This is a genomic window from Sphingobacterium sp. B16(2022), from assembly GCF_012030425.1.
In the GTDB taxonomy this organism is placed as follows: domain Bacteria; phylum Bacteroidota; class Bacteroidia; order Sphingobacteriales; family Sphingobacteriaceae; genus Sphingobacterium; species Sphingobacterium anhuiense.
The window spans coordinates 109,528-132,428 of the sequence record NZ_JAAUVN010000002.1; the positions used below are offsets into that span (position 1 = coordinate 109,528).

Genomic DNA, 22,901 nt, shown 5'->3' on the forward strand with positions numbered 1-22,901 from the left:
TTGTGGGTCAATTTCTAAATACTAATGTTTTAAATACTAATATCTAATATAATTAATAATCGCCCAAAGTTTCTGTTAACTGACCTAAAGCCGAAGCTAATTGATCATTATTTGGAGCAACACCGTGCCATTTGTGAGATCCCATCATGAAATCAACACCATTCCCCATTTCAGTATGTAATAATATAATTACTGGTTTACCTTTACCTGTATGAGATTTTGCTTCTTCAAGTCCAGCAACTACGGAGGTCATATCATTACCTTTTGCTACTTCTAATACATCCCATCCAAAAGCTTCCCATTTAGCGCGAAGATCGCCTAATGAAAGAACTTGATCTGTAGAACCATCAATTTGAGCACGGTTATAATCAACCGCTGCAATCAGATTGTCTACTTTATTATGAGGAGCATACATTGCTGCTTCCCAAACTTGACCTTCTTGCAATTCACCATCACCCATTAAAACATAGACTAAATTTGTGTCTTTGTTTAATTTTTTAGCTTGAGCAGCACCAATTGCAGCAGAAAGTCCTTGGCCTAGTGAACCAGATGCAATACGAATTCCAGGAAGACCTTCGTGTGTAGTCGGGTGTCCTTGAAGACGAGAATTGATTTTTCTGAAAGTAGCTAATTCGCTTACTTCAAAGTATCCTGCTCGTGCAAGTGTACTGTAGAAAACTGGCGAAATGTGGCCATTTGATAAGAAAAATAAATCTTCACCGATGCCATCCATATCGAAAGATGGATTACGTTTCATTGCATTGAAATAAAGAGCAACTAAGTAGTCCGTACAACCTAATGATCCACCTGGGTGGCCAGATTGGCAAGCATGTACCATACGTACGATGTCACGTCTTACTTGTGATGCAATTTGTTCTAGTTTATTGATATCTGCACTCATTTTAATATATTGATTTCACAATTAGCCGTAAAGTTAGTCATTTTTAATAGAGTAGGGGTTATAAATTGTAAATTTTAGGGACAAAATAACGATTCAAAATTGTCTTCTAGTTTGTTCTATTTAGAAGATGTGTTTTTTATTTAACTCATGAGTCATAAATAATGAACTTATCCAATTATGTATGTGTGTTATAATAGTTATCAGCTTGATTGTATGGTGGCTATGGTTCATTTTTTTATAAGCAAGAATTATATCGCATGCATATTTTATGGATATGAATATCACGTTTATAAATTAAGAATTCAAAAAAAAAGCCGTTCATAATAGAACGGCTTTTTACTTTAGATAACTGTATCTTTTACATCGATTCAGCTACAACTTCTTCGACTTCAGGAACCATACGTTTTAGTAAGCCTTCGATCCCAGATTTTAAGGTGATACTTGATGACGGACAGCCACTGCAAGATCCGCGTAACTCAACAGTTACAACGCCATCACTAAATGATTTATAAGCGATAGCACCACCATCTTGTTCAACGGCAGGACGTACATAGTCATGTAATACCTGTTGAATTTTAATTTCAATATCAGAACCTTCAAAAGCTACATCTTCGGTATGTTCAATAGGTTTTACTGCAAGTTCAGACTCTACTGCACCTTTTATAAAGTCTTTTAATAATGCTTCAATATCAGTCCACTCAGCATCTTCACTCTTGGTTACTGTAACAAAGTTGCTTGCGAAAAATACACCGTTTACAAAATTAAATTTGAATAATTCTTTTGCAAAAGCTGATTCTTGTGCTTTATCCTTATCCGCATAATCCAAGCTGCCGTTGATCAATAACTTATTGACCAAAAATTTCATCGTCGATGGATTCGGAGTGGATTCAGTATATACGTTAATTGTTGCCATATTAATCTTTGTCTATTTCGAATGACAAATATAAGTTAAAAATCAGGTGATGTTAGTCATTAAAGCGTAAAAGCTTATAGACTTACACCTGTGTAACTAGAAGGGCTTATTGATTTTAGTTCAGCCTTAACTTTATCTGTAACATTTAAATTGTCCACAAATTCAGCAATTGTTTCTTCCGTTACATGCGTGTTTGTACGTGTTAAATCTTTTAGAGCTTCGTATGGTTTAGGGTAGCCCTCTCTTCTTAATACTGTTTGAATTGCCTCTGCAACAACTGCCCAGTTATTATTTAGATCTGCTTGCAATGCCTGCTCATTTAATATCAATTTTCGTAAACCTCTTAAAGTAGATTTGATTGCAATTAGTGTATGCGCAAAAGGAACGCCGATATTACGCAATACTGTTGAATCTGTTAAATCCCTCTGTAAACGAGAAATAGGTAATTTTGCTGCTAAGTGTTCAAATAATGCATTTGCAATTCCTAAATTTCCTTCTGCATTTTCAAAATCAATCGGATTTACTTTATGTGGCATTGCTGAGGATCCTATTTGACCAGCAGTAATTTTTTGTTTGAAATATTCCATTGACACATAAGTCCAGATGTCGCGGCACAAATCAATTAATATCGTGTTAATGCGTTTGAAAGCATCACAGCTTGCTGCAAAATTGTCGTAATGTTCAATTTGGGTGGTTGTTTGTGAACGACTTAGGCCCAGAGATTCATTAACAAATTTATTTCCAAAGGCTACCCAGTCTGTCTGTGGGTATGCAACATGATGTGCATTGAAATTACCAGTAGCTCCACCAAATTTTGCGGAGTAAGGCACCGCTTTTAATTGATCAAATTGGCGTTGGATACGTTCCACGAAAACTTTGATTTCTTTTCCTAAACGTGTTGGGGACGCGGGTTGGCCGTGTGTACGTGCTAACATGGATACATTGGACCAATCACTAGATAATGTTGTTAATTCTTGGATCAACTCTTCTATCGCTGGTGTATAGACAGCTGCGATCGCATCTTTCCATGAGTATGGAATAGCCGTGTTGTTTATATCTTGAGAGGTTAAGCCAAAATGAATAAATTCTAAAGAGTCATGTAGGCCAAGTTTTTCAAATTGATCCTTTAAAAAGTATTCAACTGCTTTGACATCATGGTTCGTTACTTTTTCAGTATTCTTTATCCAAATAGCATCTTCTTCAGTAAAGTTTCTATATAGATCACGTAATTTTTCATTCAACGAGCCGTCAAAATGACTTAATTGTTCAATTCCTGATTGAGAAAGAGCGATGAAATATTCAACTTCTACTAAAACCCGATATTTAATTAAGGCAAATTCTGAAAAATAAGCGCCTAATTCTTGCGTTGCGTTATGATAGCGACCGTCTACTGGAGATACGGCGGTAAGTGATGATAAGGCCATAATACATTTTTGTTTGTGCAAAGGTAAAAAAATGAGAGGAGCTTATCAATTTAAATGCGAGGTATATAACAAAAAAAGCCCCAACATGTGGGGCTTTTTATATTTTTAAAATCAGTTCCCTGAAATTAGTGAGCAGCTTTTGCTGAATCAATAGCAACTTTAGCTGAATCAACTACAGTTTTAGCTGAATCAATAGCTGTGTTAGCTGAATCGATAACTGTGTTAGCTGAATCGATAGCAGTTGAATCAGAAGCAGTTTCTGATTTGTTTGCAGTACCATTACAAGAAGCGAAAGCTACAGTTAAAGCTAATCCTAAGAAAGCGAATTTGAATGAATTTTTCATTTTGATTTTATTAAATTTTATTAAAATTTCTTTATTTAAAGGTTTATACCTTAAAATTGAAAAGGTAACCCGTTTATTTTATCTTTTTTTTAAAAGAAAGCTTACATCGTTAAAATGCAAGCTTTTATGTCTTCGGACAGTACTAAAATTATTTTTTAGTAACAGCAGAATCAACTTTCGCAGCAGCAGAATCAACTTTTGCAGCAGCAGAGTCAACTTTGTTAGCTGCAGAATCTAAAACAGTAGCAGCAGAATCAACTAAAGCAGCAGCTGAGTCAGCAGTAGCATTAGTTTTAGTTTCAGCACCACCACAAGAAGCGAAAGCTACAGTTAAAGCTAATCCTAAGAAAGCGAATTTGAATGAATTTTTCATTTTGATTTTTCTAAATTAATGGAAACAAAATTGTTATTTAAACATTAATACTTAGAAAGTTAAAAGGTAACCTGAAAAAAATATTATTTTTTTAAAATTATGTAATGACTTGTAAATCAGTTTTTTATTTTTAATTATTATTTGGTCTTTTTCGATGTTATAGAACATTCTGTTTTAAATAGTGTATATTGAAAAGACAAATTGTAGACAACTGTTACTAAAAGAATGATGCTATGTTTGATAAAATGAAAAATATACTAGATCTGCTAAAAGCTGTTGATTTAGAACAATTGCAAAAGATTTCTCAAAAAATTGACTTGGGTCAGGTATTGAATGCTGTTTCGAAAATGGATGATAATCAATTGAAGAGTGCTATGAAATTACTGACGGCAACAAGCAAGAAAAAGGAGTTGCCTCCGATCAATGGAGATTTTTATCATATTGAAGAAAAATTGTCGACCGCTGATAAGATTACGCAATTGAAAGTTCGTGATTTTATGGAGAAGGAGATCAGTCCTATTGTTAATAACTATTGGTTACGGGATGAGTTTCCTTTTGAAATTATTGAAAAGTTTGCAGCTTTAAATATATGCGGATATACTTATGATGGATATGGCTGTGCTGGAGGAAGTTCTTTGATGGAGGGCGTTATTGCAGCAGAGATTGCCCGGGTCGATGCTTCAATTGCGACATTTTTTGGGGTACAGAGTGGATTGGCAATGGGGTCAATATATATATGTGGATCTGATGAGCAAAAGCAGGAATGGTTACCACGTATGCAGCAGATGAAGGTGATCGGAGCTTTTGGACTGACCGAACCTGAAGTAGGATCCGGAGCTGCGGGGGGATTGACTTGTACTTGTAAAAAAACTGAATCTGGCTGGGTTTTGAATGGTCAAAAGAAATGGATAGGAAATAGTACTTTTTCAGATATTACGATAATTTGGGCTAGAGATCTGGATGATGGACAAGTGAAGGGCTTTATCGTGCGAAGGGAAAATCCAGGTTTTGCTGTCGAAAAAATAAAAGGAAAGATGGCTTTGCGAATCGTTCAGAATGGTTTGATTACATTGACGGATTGTGTCGTTCCTGAATCGGACCGATTGCAGCATGCTAATAGTTTCAAAGATACTGCTAAAGTGTTGCAGATGACACGTGCTGGAGTTGCCTGGATGGCGGTAGGTTGTGCACGAGGAGCTTATGAAAATGCGCTTGATTATACCCGAAAGCGAGAGCAATTTGGAAAACCTATTGCATCTTTTCAGTTGATTCAAAATCATTTGGTTGAAATGCTATCTAATTTAACGGCTATGCAGACGTTGGTTTATCGTTTATCTGAAATGCAGGATAACGGCGACTTAAAAGATGAGCACGCATCACTTGCAAAAGTTTTTTGCTCATTAAGAACACGTGATATTGTGTCTAAAGCTAGAGAGGTGATGGGGGGAAATGGAATTTTACTTGAATATAATGTTGCTCGATTTTTAGCAGATGCGGAAGCTATTTACTCATATGAGGGGACTAAAGAAATTAATTCATTGATTGTAGGACGTAGCATTACAGGTTTTAGTGCTTTTGTATAATAATTGAGAGTCATGTTTAACTGTGAATTCTTTTACCGTAGATTATATTCAAAATTGGATTATTTAATTAACCGATGATCTTTAGCTTAGCTGTGGGTTATTTTATCCTATTTTCTTTGAGATTTCCGGTGCGACAATAAAAAAGGATCAAAATTTATTATTTTGATCCTTTTTTATGCTTAATTGAATTTTATCCTAGGGCTACATCTAAAGTCATCATTAAAATGAAACCTCCTATAAATCCGATTGTTGCGATGTCTGAATTTTTATTTTGTTGCGCTTCAGGTATAACTTCTTCTACCACTACAAAGATCATGGCTCCGGCCGCAAATGCTAGTGCATAAGGAAGTATGGGTGTAAAAGTAACTACTGCCATTGCCCCCAAAACACCGGCAATTGGTTCTACAATTGCGGATGCTTGTCCGTAGAAAAAACTTTTTCGTCTGCTCATTCCCATTCTTCTTAGTGGCATTGCGACTGCTATACCTTCAGGGAAATTTTGTAAACCTATTCCAGTCGCCAAGATGACAGCCCCAGCAATTGTCGCTTCTGGAATCCCTGCAGCAACACTCCCGAAAAGAACACCTACGGCAAGTCCTTCGGGGATATTATGAAGTGTAATGGCTAAAATCATTAAAGTTGTTTTTTGCCATGGAGTCTTTACTCCTTCCACTTTTTTAAAATTGATATGTAGGTGAGGTAAAACTTTGTCTATACTAAATAAGAATGCCGCGCCAATTAAAAATCCGACTACAGCTGGGACGACTTGTGCAAAACCAGTGCCTTCGCTCATGTCGATGGCGGGTATGAGGAGACTCCAAACACTTGCGGCTACCATTACCCCACCCGTGAATCCTAACATGCCGTCCATGACATTTTTATTCATTTTTTTAAATAGGAATACAAATGAAGCGCCCAAAGCAGTGACTAGCCATGTAAATAATGTTGCATACAGAGCGGCTAAAATAGGGTCGATGCTTTCTAGGTATGTGATAACTGATTCAATCATAATTGTGATATTATTTCATTATTTATTCATCTTTGAAATGTGCTCATATTTTTTTAAGATATCCACACTTAATATTTCAGGATTGGATGGATCATCTACCATTAATGGGTCAGTGTGTTTTTAAATATGATTCGTTAGAAGTTAAGCAAGTCTAATCTTAGATGGTATGCAACAAAAGTAATAAGTTAGATTGAACTAACAAATATATTTCTAACATTTTTGTTAGTATATGCTAATAATTTTTAGTTTATCTGTTTCTGTTTGAATAGTCGTCTGTTATCTTTAGTGCTGATCTGTATTTAAGAATTGAGTGGGAAATAGTCAGTCTTGTGAGATAACTTGGTTTTATACTTTATTATTTATAGGATGGGCTGGAAAATTTAACCAGCCCATCTTATACAGCTTTCTATTTAAGGGTTAAAGAATGGGTGGAAATTCTCATTCTAAATTGTTTATTACGATTAATTTTCCTTAAGCATTTGCTTTTTCTTCTTTACTCGCTTCTTGTTTTTTAAAAATAGCATTTAATAGAATTGCTATAGCACCATCACCTGTTACATTACAGGCTGTTCCGAAGCTATCCATTGCGATGTATAAAGCAATCATTAAAGCTTGATTCTCGACGTTGAAACCGAGCATACTACCGATTATACCTATTGCTGCCATAATTGCTCCGCCCGGTACTCCTGGTGCTGCTATCATTGTTACCCCTAACATGCAGATAAATCCCATCATTTGTACAAAGTCTATTGGTATACCTTGCATCATCATAAGTGCAAGTACACATGCAACGATTTTCAGCGTACTTCCTGCAAGATGTATTGTTGCACATAATGGGATGCTGAAATTAGCGATGTCTTCATCAACACCAAGTTTTTTTGCTTGTTTTAGTGTTACAGGAATCGTTGCCGCAGAAGACTGTGTCCCTAAGGCGGTAAAATAAGCGGGCAACATACCGATTAATAATTTGAATGGATTTTGTTTAGAGGCTATCCCTGCAATGATAAATTGGATTACAAGCAAAAGAATATGGATGACGAAAATAATTCCAATGATTTTGATGAAGACATGCAGTATGGTGAAAACTTTACCTGTGTACGTCATATCGTAGAAGATACCTAAAATGAAAATGGGCAATAATGGTATGATCATTTTTTCGATGATAAAACTAATTACCTTTTCAAAATCGATAAATACCTTTTCTAATGTCGAATTTTCTAATTTTGACAAGCCAATACCGATACAGAATGCAAGCACTAAGGCGGACATGACGTCGAAGAGGGGTGGGAACTCAATTTTGAAATAGGGACTCAGTGTTTTGGTTGTTTCGGTAATTAGGTCTGTGTTGATCTGGTTTTGAAGTAAAGCTGGAAATATACTCATGCTGATCGTGTACGAAAAAAGTCCAGCAAATAAGGTAGAACCATAGGCGATCAATACAGTTGTCAATAATAATTTTCCTGCAGTCTTTCCTAGTTGAGCAATTGATGGAATGATTAATCCAACGATAATTAGTGGAATCAAAAATTTTAAGAATTGATCAAAAAGAAAATTATATGTGGTTAAGATTCTTCCTAATGACTCAGGGAGATAGAGGCCGAGTAAAATACCGGATATGATGGCGACGATTACTTTAAAGAGAAGATTTTCAGTAATTTTTTTCATTGGATTTGTTTTATTATATGATGTCTTATCCTTATGATAATACGTTTAGTTCATTTATAAAATAATTTATCATCTCCATTAATTAAAAAAGAAGTCAATAGATAATCCATTTTGTTCTTTGTATTGAAGAAAAGTATATATTTAATTATCTGGAATGATTCATATTCTTGACATCTGTATGTGTGGAGTTTAATCTGTTGAGAAACGAAATTGTCATCAATAAAGTTGATTTTGATACGTTGTTGCTCCTTGGGTCTATTCTAAAAAATGTAGACCCGATAAAAAAATATATTACGAAAATAGGAATTAATAACCGATTTATTTTGAAGAGTGCTCGTGTTTGGACATTTGCATGGTGCAGTCTCCGGTTGCTTTGTTTGGGGTATTGCTTTGTGGTATAGCTTGTTAATGTCTTTTTAATGGTGTTGTTTGTTATTTAATTAAAATGGATTGCTTTTCATATTTTATTGTTCAGGGACTGTTTTTTTATAATGTAATGTTTCGGTAATGTGAATATAGGTTTTTAATGAAATCAACATTGTGTGTCATAGTGTGATTTTTTTGAAAACAAAGCTGTGATCAAAATAATGGACTGTGATGTTACTTGATGTTTGTAATGAGGTTGGGTTTCTCATTCTTTGATTAGTCTTCAATTGCTTCAATGCCCTCTTGTTCGAGTTTTTTGAGATGTGATTTCATTGCTTCTAGTTGCTCTGAGGAGTGAGCTTGCCAATCTTTTATTTCTCCGACAACACGTAAAAAATATGCTGTTCGGTAGGATTTTGTCGGATTGCCGGGGAATTTTTTATTTGTGAGATTAGGATCATCTTCGATAGGGCCAGACGGATCTACTAAATAAATCCTTTCAGGGGTATCTCCCTGTGCTAATTCAGCTCCCCATATTGCGGCATCTAAAGTTGCAGTTAAATATACATATTTAGCATGTTTTCGTTTGCCATAATTAGAAGGATGGCCTGGCTCAATCAGGTCTCCTAGTTTAAGATCAGTTTTAGTGCCATGATAAAACTGGTCTAAGGGTTTATTCTTGTCCATGATTTACTGATAGTTATCCAAACTATTTATGTTTATACAAGATCGTGTTTTTTTGTGTATATCAATTGCTTTTCATTAAAAAATATCTAATTATAGCCAGATATTGAGTTCTTTTTTTGTCTATTCTATTTGTTGTGATGCTTTTTAATGTTGAGGATTAAAGATGCTTATGCTTCTTTATGCGCCAATGATAATATCGGCAAAGATTGCGTTTGTAGCTTTGATAAGGTCCTGAGGATTTATTTCAATCTGAAGTCCTTTTTTACCAGCGCTAATGACAATTTTGTTTTCCAAGGAAGCGAGTTCTTCTATGTATGTTGGAAATATTTTTTTCATTCCTATAGGAGAGCATCCCCCTCGAATATATCCGGTTATGTGCTGCAAATCTTTCATAGGAAGCATTTCACATTTTTTATTACCTGATATAATTGCTAGCTTTTTCAAATCTACCTGTGCATTTCCTGGTATGACAGCAACAATGTAAGGATCATTTTGTCCGGTGAGCACGAGGGTTTTGTAGATTATTTCTTCGCGAATTCCCAATGCCTCAGCAACATCGGTAGCGCTTTGGTGTTCACCCACTACTTCGTAAGTTCTTAAATTATAAGTAAACTTTAAGTTGTCCAGGATGCGGGCAGCATTAGTTTTTGTTATTTCTTTCATAAATCTTTATTCTTAATAATCGCTTCAGTACGCTGATGAATGATTTGATGTAGATGAATGTAATGATGATTTTATTAAAAAGCAATATGAAATTCTATGATGTTTAATTAAATATGTCGCTTCAGGATTTTGTTCTATATGAAGTGTGTTTCTAATAATTGCAAGAACGATGTTCTTACCTATAGGACACCTATAGAGGTGGTAAGGATTTTATTGTGTCTGTCCTCTGTATAGATGGTGCATAGAAAGATTGTTTATTGTGTGTGCTAAGGGTTGGCCTGTAATTCGGATTGTGTGTTTCTAGTCTCGTTCTTGTGTGAGGCTAGGTTATTTCTTGTGTGCTTGTAGGGTGATTGTATAGTCAGTGTTGTGTGTTTGCAGGCTTTGCCTAGGTTTATCATTGTGTGATACTGGGCTCGGATGGGATTTCATAAGAAGAATTAATGTCTTTGCTTGTTTTATTATTTATGACTGTTTTTTATATACTAATTGTAAATAATATATATTAGTTTCGTTGAGATGGTGATACTTCAATATTAACAAAAGGGATTATTCAATAAAATGAATAATCCCTTTTGTTAATATTGCAAATAGTTTCCTTATACTGTGATCCAATTACTTTTATAAAGAACAATATCTGTTATTTATAATCGATTTTGCTGGATTTTAATTTTGTTGTTGTTTTTTAAAAGGCATATACTAAGGCAAGTGAAAATTGTCCGGCATTTTTTGTTGGAGATAGGTCTTGTTTTACAAACATCTGTGTTTCACTGTTATCAAATCTAACTTCAGGGATAAAAGTAAAGCCATGATGTTTGAAGTTTGCTGTTAACGTAGTGGAAAAGATTTCATTACTGGTAACTTCAGCTACGGGCATGTTTTTAGTTTTATAATATTCACCACGGATTCCTATACCAATATTTTCATTTATATTCACTTTTGGGTATAATGCTACTCCCGAATAGCCGCCTTCTCCTTTTCTGCTGTAGTCGGTCGCATTTGCACCTAATGAAAATAATGGAGAGAATGAATAATTTCCTACAAAATCGATCAAAGTTCCTGAGCTATAATTGCTGGCGCCGCCTTGTGAAGATCCTGTCAGAAAATTAAGGAAAAAGCTTGATTTGTCATTTGGTGCAACTGATAATTGTGATCCAAAGTGTGATACACCGTTTAAATCTTGGTAGACATTCCAATCATTAAAGATTCCGACCATAAGCCCTACTTTTTCAGAAAAAGCATATTGTGCTTTTAGTCCTGCATCCTGGAAAGGTCCTGCACCAAAAAGATATGAGGTTGAGTAGTGGAAATTGAATGATGGACAGATGACTTCATAGCCTACAAAAGTCCCCATAAAACCGGCTGTTAAACTTAATTTTTCTGTCAGTGCATAGGAAATGTAGAGGTTTTGAATGTGGAAGCTATTTTTGTCGTCCCCATTTTGACCGTCTCCATTAATTATGGAGCGGTACTGTCCTCTCGGCCCAAATGATAATTCACCTACAAAAGATGCTTTTCCAGTTTTTTTCTTCAGAGCAAGATCAACCATTCCTATGGATACTGAATTATTGTCTTCAGTAAAATAGGTGTTTATATTCGGTTGTTTTTGGAAATCATATTTCCAATATGTATCCACTGATCCAGATATTTCTAGATCTAATAAATCATATTTTTTTGTTTGTGCATATATTTTGCTGCTTACTATTATTGAAATTAGTGTGGTTAAGATGATTTTTTTCATTTTTTCATGTTTTTAAATGTTTGTTTTTATTTTTTAGCATTCAAAAGCACTTAAACATCTAGTTTTTTTAATATTTTATGTAAATATTATTGTTTTTCCTCTTGTTTTGTTGTTTTATTAGCATTTAATCTAGTTGTTTTTGTGTTTTTAGGTTGATTTATTTAGGATCCTGATGTAAATATATGATTTTATTTAATATTTTATTGATTTTTTAATTAATTGAACTTATATTTGATCGAAATCAAATTTATAATAGTTATTTTTGATTGTTTTTCACTGATAAACACATTTTGTTATGAAATTATTAAACTTAAATCTTGAAATATTATGAAAAAATTCATTCCGCTTATTATTTTGGTTTGTTTAGCGATTATTGGCTTAGTTACACCCTCATTAGAAGTCAGTAATGTTGCAGGTGTGGAGATCGACACCGGAGATACGGCTTGGTTACTCGCTTCCTCGGCTTTGGTTTTGATTATGACTCCAGGTTTGGCATTCTTTTATGGTGGAATGGTGAGCAAGAAGAATGTTATCTCCACGATGATGCAAAGTTTCATCTGTATGTGTATTATTTCTGTCCTTTGGGTTATTTTCGGTTTTAGCTTAGCTTTTGGCGATGATATTGGGGGTATTATTGGAGATCCTCGCACGTTCTATATGATGAAGGGGATGTTGGGGAATGTGAGTTGGTCAGCTCTACCTACTATTCCACTGGTATTATTTGCTATGTTTCAGCTTAAATTTGCAATTATTACTCCTGCTCTTATAACAGGAGCTTTTGCAGAGCGTGTTCGCTTTAATTCATTTATGGTATTTATTATCTTGTTCAGTATTTTTATCTATATGCCACTGGCTCATGCCACTTGGCATCCTGAAGGTATCTTGGCCAAATTCGGTGTTTTAGATTTTGCAGGTGGTACAGTTGTTCATATGTCGGCAGGATGGGCTGCTTTGGCATCAGCTATCTATTTAAAAGGCCGTAAAAAGCCTACGCATTCGCCAGCTCGGATTAGTTACGTGATTTTAGGAACTGCTCTTTTATGGTTCGGATGGTTTGGATTTAATGCAGGTTCTGCAGGTGGGGCTAATAGTCTTGCCGCTTATGCTTTTGCAACCACAACTACTGCGTCAGCTGTAGCTTCAATTGCCTGGATATTTGTTGACCTGATCCGAGGTAAAAAACCATCTGCTATGGGAGCTTGTATCGGAGCTGTTGTTGGATTAGTTGCTATAACACCGGCAGCAGGATTTGTGACGATATCACATTCGATTGTTATTGGGCTTGTAGCGGCTTTAGTTAGTAATTTAGTCGTATTCTTACGTAGTAAAACCAGTATTGACGATACGTTAGATGTATTTCCTTGTCACGGTGTAGGCGGTATGGTCGGTATGGTGCTTACTGGGGTTTTTGCAAATAGTAGTGTTAACAGTGTTGTTACGACGAATGGTTTATATTTTGGTGAGACAGGTCTATTTGTAGCACATATTGTTGCGTTGATTGCAGTTTCTGTTTTTGCATTCTTTGGATCTTTCCTTTTGATCAAATTAACGGATTTAATTACACCACTTCGTGTTCATGAGGTCGAGGAAGAGCTTGGTTTAGATATTACTCAACACGACGAGGAATTGTAGAATTGATATTCATACTACCAATATTAACCCTTGATAAGGTGTGGCTTTTGCCGCACCTTACTTGTTTTATGGTACTTTTTGCACTAGTTTTTATAAATATATAATTTGTAAAATCCAGTTTATTAGGATACTTGTCTTCAACTTGTTTTATTGGTTATTTTGCTATTATTATCTCGGTCTTCACGCTTTTTTGTACTTTGAATAAAGAGATTATTCTTTTATTCGGTTCAGTATGCATTTCGTCATATTCAGTTACAAAATATGATGGTTGGGACTGAATATCTTGTTTATAGTATTTCATAAAAACGATCTTTGTTAAAAGAAGAAAGAAATGGGCATCTTTGTAAGGACGAAGAGTTTTTTAAATTATGTGTGTTTTATTTTTTTATTCTTGAACAAACTGTCAATGAGTTTGATAATCAGATGGATAAAAAAATTCTATTTGATTACTATTTGTCATATTGCAAATTTATATCTGATAGAAAAAAGCCTGTTGAACTATATGAAGATGGCCAGAATCGTGATGGCAAATATTGAATTAGATTTTATTTAAAGATGGAAAAAATCAAATATATTTCTGATAAAACAAAGCGATTATTACCGACTCGTTTTAAACGTATGTTCTTGGTGATTTTTGCATTTGTTTTGCATTATTTGGTTTCATATATCTTAGATCCTTATTCTGAATTTTGGCAAGATTATTTTGGAAGGAGCTTTTCTGAACTTTTAACGGAATGGGGGATATCATTTTTATTTTGCTTTTTAATTTCTGAATCAAGTATACTTATACATAGGAGGTTAAATCTGCGGGTTCCTTGGCCACAAAATAAGTCTAAAAGACTTTTTCTTGAGATTACGCTCAATTTTTCGGCGGTTATGATTCTTATTTTGATGAATATGGTCTGTTTCGCGATTTTAGATCCTCAATCTGCGAAGGTAGAATCCGTTCCATCTATTGAAGAAATAAAAGGTATGTTACAGTGGATTGTGGTTAGTTTGGTCATTTCTTTTATGATTATTTCTATCAATACCATGAGTTATCTGATTAATAATTGGATTGAAACAGCTACGGAAATGTCCGAACATAAGATAAAGGCAGCAGAATTGAGGCAAGCATCAGTAGAAGCAGAGTTAAATGCATTGAAGATGCAATTGGATCCTCATTTTATTTTTAATAATTTGAGTGTGCTTTCTGAGTTAATTCTTGAAGATCAGCAGCTTGGTTTTGAGTATTCTGAAAATTTTGCCAAGGTCTATCGTTTTTTATTGGTCAATAGTAAAAAAAATATGATCACGCTTGATGAGGAGATTAAATTTTTAAATGCTTATATATTTTTAATTGAGCACCGTGTTGGTAGCGGTGTTAATTTTACAATTAACATTAATGACCATAGTCGTGGTATGTATATCCCATCACTAACTTTGCAGTTGCTTATTGAAAATGCAATTAAACATAATACCACAAGAAAGAAGCGACCTTTAATGATTACTATTTCCAATGATGAAGTAGGTCGAGTTGTGATTGAAAATACGTTATCACCCATGGACAATCCTGAGATTGTATCGACGGGTATTGGGCTTAATAATATAATCAGTCGTTTTCAGCTCTTAGGAGAGAAGGTGCCAGAAGTTATAAAGGATCAGCATATTTTTAGGGTATGTATTCAATTAGTAGCATATGATAGAGAAAATAGTAATAGTTGAAGATGAAAAATTGAATGCCGATCGTCTTAAACGTTTAATTGGGGATATTTATCCAAATGCTCAGATCGTAGCTGTTTTGGATAGTGTTACTGATACGGTAGACTGGTTTCGAAATCAAGAAATTCCAGATGTAGTTTTAATGGATATCCGACTTTCTGATGGAATCAGTTTTGATATTTTTGAAAAAGTGACGATCGATTGTCCTATTATTTTCACTACGGCGTATGATGAATATGCTGTACAGGCATTTAAATATAATAGTGTCGACTATATTTTGAAACCTGTTGAAAAAGAGGAATTATCAACTGCATTGCGAAAGGTTGAGGGCCTAGGTTCAATGATGAATAACCAAATATCCATTGATAAATTACTTCATTATGTAAAACCTAAAGATTATCGGTCCCGCTTCTTAGTTCCCTTTCGTGATGGTTATCAAACCATATTAGTTAATGAAGTGAATTGTATTTATGTCGATTTAAAATTGACAAAAGCACGCCTCAAGAGTGGAAAAGATATTGTTCTTAATCAAAGTATGGATGATCTAGAGAAACAATTAGATCCAAGAATTTTTTTTAGGGCAAATCGTCAGTTCATTATTCAGATTGATGCTGTAAGTCAATTGGTTCATTATTTCAATCGTAAATTGAAAGTTGTTCTTTTTAATTCTGAATTTGATATTATTGTCAGTAGAGAAAAATCGGTTTTATTAAAAGAATGGTTAGATTCTTGATTTTTTAGGCATGTTTGCATGGTGTTAAATTATTAATCACATCCTATTTTTTTATTGGAGAAATAAGTGTTGACCGTGATCAATACTTTTCATAACGGTTATCATACATTAACATTTATTGTTAATAGAGGAGGCAAACTTAGTGGCATAAAAACCGAGTCGATGGCCTGTTTTTATTTTTAAATGATTGGTTATTAGGTTTGTTTTGATGGCTCTGTCGTACAGTGTGTTAACGCTAATAAATATTGTTTATTTTATTTTTCGTACCTTTGTACCGTCATATGACACGGATGCATCGGTTTGTTCCGTTATTTTATAGCTCTTTTTTGAGCTATTTCTGAGTTGTTCGCGATATACTTGTTATAGTATTTTAGAGGTGTTTATTAATATCTCGTCTTTTAAAAGATTCATTTCTTTTTCATGATTGCTCTTCATCGAACTAAGAGTAAAGTGTGTTAAATATCAAGTTGATTGAACAAGAAGGAGTTCTTCGGTCGAACTAACTCAACTTTAGAAATTGTTTTTTATGTTATTAAAATAACATGAAGGTGTTTTCTATTGAATATACCATCTGTGCCATGACAATTCGTTTCATACCAAAAAATTAAAAATGGATAAAAACAGAAAAGTTAAAATAAAAGTCGAGGACTTAACAATTGTTTTCGGTAAACAAAAGAAATTGGCGCTTAAATTACTGAATGAAGGTTACCCAAAGAAAGAAATACTAGAAAAAACCGGCTGTACAATCGGTATCAATAAAGCTAATTTTGAAATTTACGAAGGAGAGTTTTTTGTCATTATGGGACTTTCTGGAAGTGGTAAATCTACTTTACTACGTTGCCTGAACCGATTGAATGAACCTACAATGGGTAAAGTCTTTATCAATAATGATGATATCACAAGTAAAAACAATAAAGAGCTTCTGGAAGTACGTAGAACTGAAATGAGTATGGTGTTTCAGAAATTTGGATTATTACCACATCATACTGTTTTGACTAATGCCGCTTTTGGTTTAGAAATTAGAGGCGAAGATAAAGCATCTCGCGAGGCGAAAGCTCAAAAAGCGCTTGACATAGTTGGTCTTAATGGTTTTGAACAGCAGTTTCCAATTCAGCTGTCAGGGGGTATGCAGCAGCGAGTAGGGCTGGCGCGTGCTTTGGCCAATGATCCGGAAGTCATGTTGATGGATGAGGCTTTTTCAGCATTAGATCCCTTGATCAAAACCGAGATGCAGGATCAGCTATTGGAGCTTCAGGATACCTTGCAAAAAACGATTGTTTTCATTACTCATGATTTGGATGAAGCTATTAAGCTTGGAGATCGTATCGTGATTATGAAAGATGGAGTTATTGAGCAGATTGGTACAGCCGAAGATATTCTAACGAATCCAGCGAGTGATTATGTAAAAGCTTTTGTGGATAAGGTGGATAGAAAATCGATTATCACAGCAGGATCATTGATGACCGAGAAACCGACATTGGTTAGGTTCAAAAAAGATGGTCCTGAAGGGGCACTTCGGAAAATGAGAACAACGGGACTTGAAATACTCCCTGTAGTGGATATTCATGATACCTTCTTGGGGTTTGTCAATATCAATGAAGTTATTCAAGCTGCCAAGCGGAAAGATCCTACTGTAGAATCTATTATTCATATGAATGTTCCTTCGGTATCTAAGGATGTTACTGTTGAAGAAATGTTACCGTTGATTTCGGAAACAAGATCGCCAATTGCAGTGGTCAATGATCAAAATAGATTGTTAGGTATTGTGACGCAAACTTCACTTATTATCGAAGCAACAAAGTTTAACGAAGAGGAAATTAACGAATTAAAAGAAAAAGCAAATAATCAGTAACAATGAGTAAAATAATAGATATAGGTCAATACATTGAAGTTGCAATTAATTGGCTTACAGAAAATTTTAAGCCTTTATTTGATTTTATAAAACATACGGGTAATTCATCCATTATTGGATTAGAGTGGATATTTTTAGCAGTCCCTTTTTTTGTGGTGATCGGACTTTTTACAGGTTTGGCATGGTGGAAGTCAGGTAAAGGCGTTGCGCTAATAACCTTGTTAGGCTTGACACTTATTTACATGATGGGTTTTTGGAAGGAGACGATGGAGACTTTATCATTGGTTTTAGTTGCAACGGCGACAGCTTTGATACTTTCTGTCCCCTTGGGTATTTGGGCGGCAAAAAATAAACTAGCTGCGAAGATTATTCGCCCTATGTTAGACTTGATGCAGACGATGCCTGCTTTTGTTTATCTGATACCGGCAGTGTTGTTTTTTAGTATCGGTAAGGTTCCTGGCGCATTTGCGACTATTATTTTTGCGATGCCACCAGCTGTCCGTTTGACGACTCTGGGTATCGATGCAGTTCCAAAAGATATTGTAGAGGCTGCACGTGCCTTTGGAGCGACTAATCGACAGATTTTGTTTAAGGTTGAGCTACCACTGGCTATGAAAACTATTCTTGCGGGTATAAATCAGACCATATTATTGTCACTTTCTATGGTCGTGATTGCCGGAATGATTGCTGCGGGTGGTTTAGGAGAGAAAGTACTTGAAGGAATTAATAACCTAGATATAGGACTTGGATTTGAAAGTGGCTTATCTGTTGTGATCTTAGCTATTATCTTGGATAGGATAACGCAGGGTTTTGTACAGAATAAAAAATAATATGAAGAACATTAAAATAGCTTTAATCTGTTGCGTTATCGTATTTCTTAGCGCTTGTCAACCAGATGGTAATAAAAAATATATCAATGTAGGTATGGTCGATGGTTGGGCCGAAGGGGTCGCTATGACCTATGTTGCTAAAGCAGTTTTGGAGGAGATGGATTATCATCTGGTCATCCAACGTGCTACACCAGATATGATATTAGCTTCTATGAATAATGGTGATACGGATCTCTATATGGATGTTTGGCTTCCTTTAACTCATGGTTCTAAAATTGCAAAATTTCCTAATCTTGTTGATATCGGTACGAGTTATGCGCACGCTAAAAATGGTTTAGTTGTACCCGATTATGTTCCAATTAATTCTATTGAAGAGTTAAAAGTGCACGAAGATCAATTTAAGCATCAGATTATGGGGATTGAAAAAGGAGCTGGTATAACAGCTGCGGTAGATCAAACGATAAAAGACTATGATTTAAATTATCGTCAGGTAAATTCGTCTACAGTGGCGATGATTACTGAATTGCAAAATGCGATTAAGGAAAAACGCTGGATCGTTGTCGCAGCTTGGCAACCACACTGGATGTTTGGTAAGATGAAATTAAAATTTCTGGAAGATCCTCGAGAATCTTTAGGAACTGCAGAGCAGATCAAGATTTTTACTCGAAAGGAATTTCCTGCTGACCAACCCGAATTGACCCGCTTCTTTTCTCAGATTCATTTTGATGTAGCCACCATGTCTAACTTGCTGATGAAAATGCAGGAAAGTAAGGATAAAGAAGCTACAGCGAAACAATGGGTAGCAGATAATAGATCTTTAGTGGCTTCATGGTTGAAATAATTGGTTTTGTTTAATTTTCTGGATGCAGTTACAGCATCTGTTGTGACCAATAAAAAAAGGAAGAATCTATTTATAGATTCTTCCTTTTTTTATTTTAAAAGTGGTAAGCAATACTACCTAAGATATTTCTCGGCATTTGCGGATTAACTGTTGTCCAACCTTTAAAGTAAGTTTGGTTAGTCAGATTATTTGCCTTAACAGCAAACTCCATATGTTTGTAACTATAAGAAAGACTACCATTAAGTAAAGTATACGAAGGAAGTACAAAAGTTCCTGTCGGGATACTATTTGTAATGATATTTTCACTAGCATGATTGATTCCAAGACCAATACCTACACCTTTTAACGTTCCTTGTTGCAAAGTGTAATTTGCCCAGATATTGGCCAGATGTTTTGGTCCAGCTTCGGTTGGGCGAAGGTTGTTCACATTAGCGGCCGCTTTTGTTGTTTTACTATCGTTGAAGCTATAGCTTAAGATCATATTTAATCCTTGAATAGGGGCTGCTGTTAAGTCGAAATCAAGACCACGGCTTAGGCGTGTACCATCCTGTACACTGATATTGTAGCTTTTACCATCAATTTCTATTGTTTCAGGACGGATCATATTGTCTACACTGATATCGTAGTAACTAGCCGTAAGGCCTAGTTTGTCTTCAAGTAGGTTGAATTTTACTCCTGCTTCCCACTGTGATGCTTGTTGCGGTTTGAAATCGCCGGATACACTGGGGTGAGGCTGTACTACTGGTGAAACATTTTTAAAGCCATTCTGATAGTTAGCAAAGAATGAAACTTGATCTTTTATGGCTTCATACACGAGACCTACGCGCGGTGAGAAGGCTGTTTGGTTGAATTTTCCAGTAGTGGTATCTTTATCAATGTTGTACGTTCCTTTATTATTAAAGTAATCCATGCGCAGGGCAAGGTTTAAATGTAATTGTGAAGTTACATCTAAGACATTGGAAACATATGCTCCAAATACCTGTGTACGGCTACGGTTGTTGGTCTGTGCACCGTTGGAAGCAGCAATTGCCGCATCGATGAAAGCTGCGTTAAATTTATAGTAATCTGGATCATCGTATGACGTATTGATTTGATCTGTCTGTACATAAGGAGAGTTGTGCGTTTCCGATTTTTGGGAAAGGAGATCCAGTCCTATAAGTAGTCTATTGCGCATACCACCGATGTGGAAATCTCCAATAAAATTCTGTTGTGCATTGATGCTATTGGCTACATAATTTTGCAGTGCTGCATATCGGTTGATCAATGTGTCATTTGCATTTTGCAAGTACATGATATATTGGAAGTAACCATCAGATTTACGTCTATTATAACTAACAGTTGTATTGGATGTCCATTGCTCGTTGATGCGGTAATTTACATTTCCACGTAAGTTGGTACTTGGGTTTTTAAAAGTAACATCATTGTTGGTATACGACTTGTTAAAGTCAAATTGCAATTCATCGGGCGTTCTTGCAAACAATTGACGGGAACGATTGAGAAATACCATCATTGGATTGGTCGCTTTGCTCTGATAAATTTCAGCATCCAATTGAATGTCTAATTTGTCATTCGGTCTGTATAGTAATGAAGGAGCAACAAAAATTGATTTGTTAAATCCTGCATCCTGAAATGTTCCTGTATGTGAATATGCTGTGTTGATACGGCCTAAAAGTTTTTTATTAGCTGTTAGGGGTCCGTAGACATCAGCTGTTACACGGTGCTGTGCATAACTGCCAAAGATATAATTGATCCGTCCACCTATGGTATCAAGCGGTTTTTTAGTGACATTATTTATCAATCCACCAAAACCAACAGCAGCGCCACCATATAAGGAGCCAGAAGGTCCTTTGATAACCTCGATGGTTTCTAAGTTGGCCGGATCTGGACTTGTGCTAGCAATACTCACGACGCCATTGACCATCGCGGCTTGTGTGGTGAATCCTCGTAATGTGTAATAAGAGACTCCATCTCCAGGACGTCCAGTGGATGACCATAATTTGTCTATACCAGAAACGTTTGCCAATGCGTCATCATAATTTGTATTTATCTGGCTTTTAAGTAACTCTTTGGTAACGACAGCATAAGATTGAGAGTTTTCCATATTACGAAGTGGCATTTTGGAAACGTATAAACTTTGTTTTCGAGTATACTTATTCTTGCTTGCTCCGTTTATTACAATTTCGTCTAAAGTGGACTGATCTTCGGTGAGATAGATATTGGAAATGATATTTCTTTTTTCTTCTAGCTGGATGTCGCGGATTTGAGATTGGACTCCTATAGCTGAGATGTGGATTTGTGCAGGACCTGGTTTCAAGGATTTGAGGAGATAAGAACCATTGGCTTTCGTTGAAACACTGATGTCCTGAGGAAGCAGTTTGACCGTGATACCTTCTACAGGCTTTCCATCGGCGGAGAATATTTTCCCATATATTTCCGTTTTTTGTTGTGCTTGAGCTTGGAGAGAGCATGGAAGCAACAACATAAGGTAGATGATAAATTTATTCATAGTGTTTATTGATTTTATTTAGATTAATTATAAACAGTGCAAATATATTATTCATGTTACACTTTTCAAAACTATATTTTCAATCCTTTAAAAAGAAGTTTGATGTTGATTTTGAACAGTATCTGTGTCGCTTCGGGGATAAATGCTCCTATATTAGTAAGAGATTATTTTACTATTCTTGAACAATTTCCGATAAACTAATTATTCTATTTTTGTGGTTTATCTCCTTGGAAAAGGGGTTAATATTCCAGAAAATAAAAAATAGGATGTTATAGACTAACCTAAAAAAGATATTGGGTTGTACTGCAATTTAGAATTATATTTGATGGCGCTTTAACTAAAAAATAGAATTTACCAATGGTCCATCGCTATCGTGCTATTTTAATTTGGGGACAGAAATCAGACTCTATTTTTTAGTTAAATACGGCATGAGAAGAATTGAAATGTCAATCAGTTATCAATTCGCTTGTAATGAATTTGTGTCAGTCCAGTTTCAAACTGTTTTGTTGAAATAAGTGTTAATTTTTGCTCCGGTCTTCCATCTTTAAAAAGTCTTACTCCGTCACCTACTAGTATTGGTATAATTGAAATCACAAATTCGTCAATTAAATTTTCTTTTAAAAGTTCATTAACAATTTCTGCACCACCATCAATGAAAATATTTTTGCCGGTTTCACTTTTCAATTTTAAAATAAGGTCTTTTAAATCTTCGGTGTAGAACGTGATATTACCTGCATCTGGTCTAGCAGTTCTGGTTATAATATATGTCTTTTTATCAGCATGATGAAATTCTGGAACATGGGCAATGATCCAGTCATATGTTTTTCTGCCAAGAACTACTGTATCTACTGATTTTATAAATGAAGCATAACCATAGTCTTCTCCTTCTTTTTCTACTATAGATAAAAAATCAAGGTTATCATTTGGTTTGGCAATATAACCATCCAAGCTTGTTGCAATATATAAGATTACTTTTCTATCCATATTTATTTTTAGTGATTATTTTTTGTCAGATTATATTCTCATTTATAAAAGAAACGGATGGTAACTCAAGTTGTAGATGATACTGTATCAGTTTTTATCGGTCACCGGGGACAGCTAGGTGACTTTTAGCTTCGACAGTACCGACCTGTAAAA

General features: G+C 35.1%; 19 protein-coding genes. 7 read left to right on the forward strand and 12 right to left on the reverse strand.

Annotated elements, in window-relative coordinates; all coding sequences use genetic code 11:
* Positions 1 to 52: 52 nt before the first annotated feature.
* The 5 genes from HCX49_RS10920 to HCX49_RS10940 all read right to left on the reverse strand — a co-directional run bounded on the left by HCX49_RS10920 (position 53) and on the right by HCX49_RS10940 (position 3,955).
* Positions 53 to 901, reverse strand: a complete 849-nt coding sequence (locus tag HCX49_RS10920; RefSeq protein ID WP_021192485.1) for a transketolase — start codon at positions 899 to 901, stop codon at positions 53 to 55.
* 358 nt (positions 902 to 1,259) lie between these two features.
* Positions 1,260 to 1,814: a NifU family protein gene (locus HCX49_RS10925; protein ID WP_021192484.1), complete on the reverse strand. Its 555-nt coding sequence runs from the start codon at positions 1,812 to 1,814 to the stop codon at positions 1,260 to 1,262.
* Between the two features lie 74 nt (positions 1,815 to 1,888).
* Positions 1,889 to 3,238, reverse strand: coding sequence for an adenylosuccinate lyase (gene purB, locus HCX49_RS10930; RefSeq protein ID WP_132770950.1), 1,350 nt, complete (start codon positions 3,236 to 3,238; stop codon positions 1,889 to 1,891).
* Positions 3,239 to 3,363: 125 nt separating this feature from the next.
* Positions 3,364 to 3,582, reverse strand: coding sequence for a hypothetical protein (locus tag HCX49_RS10935; protein WP_021192480.1), 219 nt, complete (start codon positions 3,580 to 3,582; stop codon positions 3,364 to 3,366).
* A 148-nt stretch (positions 3,583 to 3,730) separates the two neighbouring features.
* Complete coding sequence (locus HCX49_RS10940; protein WP_021192479.1) at positions 3,731 to 3,955, reverse strand: hypothetical protein; 225 nt, start codon at positions 3,953 to 3,955, stop codon at positions 3,731 to 3,733.
* Positions 3,956 to 4,188: 233 nt separating this feature from the next.
* On the opposite strand from HCX49_RS10940, the gene HCX49_RS10945 reads away from it, so the two are divergent.
* The gene (locus HCX49_RS10945; RefSeq protein WP_132770949.1) at positions 4,189 to 5,538 is read left to right on the forward strand and encodes an acyl-CoA dehydrogenase family protein; all 1,350 of its coding nucleotides are present in this window, start codon (positions 4,189 to 4,191) and stop codon (positions 5,536 to 5,538) included.
* Between the two features lie 190 nt (positions 5,539 to 5,728).
* Here HCX49_RS10945 and HCX49_RS10950 read toward each other — a convergent pair whose 3' ends face one another.
* The 5 genes from HCX49_RS10950 to HCX49_RS10970 all read right to left on the reverse strand — a co-directional run bounded on the left by HCX49_RS10950 (position 5,729) and on the right by HCX49_RS10970 (position 11,669).
* Positions 5,729 to 6,547, reverse strand: coding sequence for a ZIP family metal transporter (locus HCX49_RS10950; RefSeq protein WP_132770948.1), 819 nt, complete (start codon positions 6,545 to 6,547; stop codon positions 5,729 to 5,731).
* Positions 6,548 to 7,018: 471 nt separating this feature from the next.
* Complete coding sequence (locus HCX49_RS10955; protein WP_168127122.1) at positions 7,019 to 8,212, reverse strand: dicarboxylate/amino acid:cation symporter; 1,194 nt, start codon at positions 8,210 to 8,212, stop codon at positions 7,019 to 7,021.
* A gap of 642 nt (positions 8,213 to 8,854) precedes the next feature.
* A complete protein-coding gene (gene arr, locus HCX49_RS10960; protein ID WP_168127123.1) occupies positions 8,855 to 9,265 on the reverse strand; it encodes an NAD(+)--rifampin ADP-ribosyltransferase in 411 nt (136 codons plus the stop codon).
* A gap of 177 nt (positions 9,266 to 9,442) precedes the next feature.
* Positions 9,443 to 9,928 (reverse strand): Cys-tRNA(Pro) deacylase, encoded by a 486-nt coding sequence (gene ybaK / locus HCX49_RS10965; RefSeq protein WP_168127124.1) that lies wholly within the window; start codon positions 9,926 to 9,928, stop codon positions 9,443 to 9,445.
* Between the two features lie 685 nt (positions 9,929 to 10,613).
* On the reverse strand, positions 10,614 to 11,669 hold the full coding sequence (locus HCX49_RS10970) for an outer membrane beta-barrel protein (protein ID WP_168127125.1): 1,056 nt from the start codon (positions 11,667 to 11,669) through the stop codon (positions 10,614 to 10,616).
* A 327-nt stretch (positions 11,670 to 11,996) separates the two neighbouring features.
* On the opposite strand from HCX49_RS10970, the gene HCX49_RS10975 reads away from it, so the two are divergent.
* The 6 genes from HCX49_RS10975 to HCX49_RS11000 all read left to right on the forward strand — a co-directional run bounded on the left by HCX49_RS10975 (position 11,997) and on the right by HCX49_RS11000 (position 19,258).
* Positions 11,997 to 13,301: an ammonium transporter gene (locus tag HCX49_RS10975; protein ID WP_132770943.1), complete on the forward strand. Its 1,305-nt coding sequence runs from the start codon at positions 11,997 to 11,999 to the stop codon at positions 13,299 to 13,301.
* 555 nt (positions 13,302 to 13,856) lie between these two features.
* Positions 13,857 to 15,005: a sensor histidine kinase gene (locus HCX49_RS10980; RefSeq protein ID WP_132842922.1), complete on the forward strand. Its 1,149-nt coding sequence runs from the start codon at positions 13,857 to 13,859 to the stop codon at positions 15,003 to 15,005.
* The gene (locus HCX49_RS10985) at positions 14,980 to 15,735 is read left to right on the forward strand and encodes a LytR/AlgR family response regulator transcription factor (RefSeq protein ID WP_168127126.1); all 756 of its coding nucleotides are present in this window, start codon (positions 14,980 to 14,982) and stop codon (positions 15,733 to 15,735) included. The genes HCX49_RS10980 and HCX49_RS10985 overlap by 26 nt, the downstream gene beginning before the upstream one ends.
* 610 nt (positions 15,736 to 16,345) lie before the next feature.
* Complete coding sequence (locus HCX49_RS10990; RefSeq protein WP_168127127.1) at positions 16,346 to 17,587, forward strand: glycine betaine/L-proline ABC transporter ATP-binding protein; 1,242 nt, start codon at positions 16,346 to 16,348, stop codon at positions 17,585 to 17,587.
* Between the two features lie 2 nt (positions 17,588 to 17,589).
* The gene (locus HCX49_RS10995; protein ID WP_132770939.1) at positions 17,590 to 18,417 is read left to right on the forward strand and encodes an ABC transporter permease; all 828 of its coding nucleotides are present in this window, start codon (positions 17,590 to 17,592) and stop codon (positions 18,415 to 18,417) included.
* A 1-nt stretch (position 18,418) separates the two neighbouring features.
* Positions 18,419 to 19,258, forward strand: a complete 840-nt coding sequence (locus tag HCX49_RS11000; RefSeq protein WP_168127128.1) for a glycine betaine ABC transporter substrate-binding protein — start codon at positions 18,419 to 18,421, stop codon at positions 19,256 to 19,258.
* 94 nt (positions 19,259 to 19,352) lie between these two features.
* Here HCX49_RS11000 and HCX49_RS11005 read toward each other — a convergent pair whose 3' ends face one another.
* Together HCX49_RS11005 and HCX49_RS11010 are read right to left on the reverse strand one after the other, a co-directional pair.
* On the reverse strand, positions 19,353 to 21,764 hold the full coding sequence (locus HCX49_RS11005; protein ID WP_132770937.1) for a TonB-dependent receptor: 2,412 nt from the start codon (positions 21,762 to 21,764) through the stop codon (positions 19,353 to 19,355).
* 450 nt (positions 21,765 to 22,214) lie between these two features.
* Positions 22,215 to 22,748, reverse strand: coding sequence for a dihydrofolate reductase family protein (locus HCX49_RS11010; protein ID WP_132770936.1), 534 nt, complete (start codon positions 22,746 to 22,748; stop codon positions 22,215 to 22,217).
* Positions 22,749 to 22,901 lie beyond the last annotated feature (153 nt).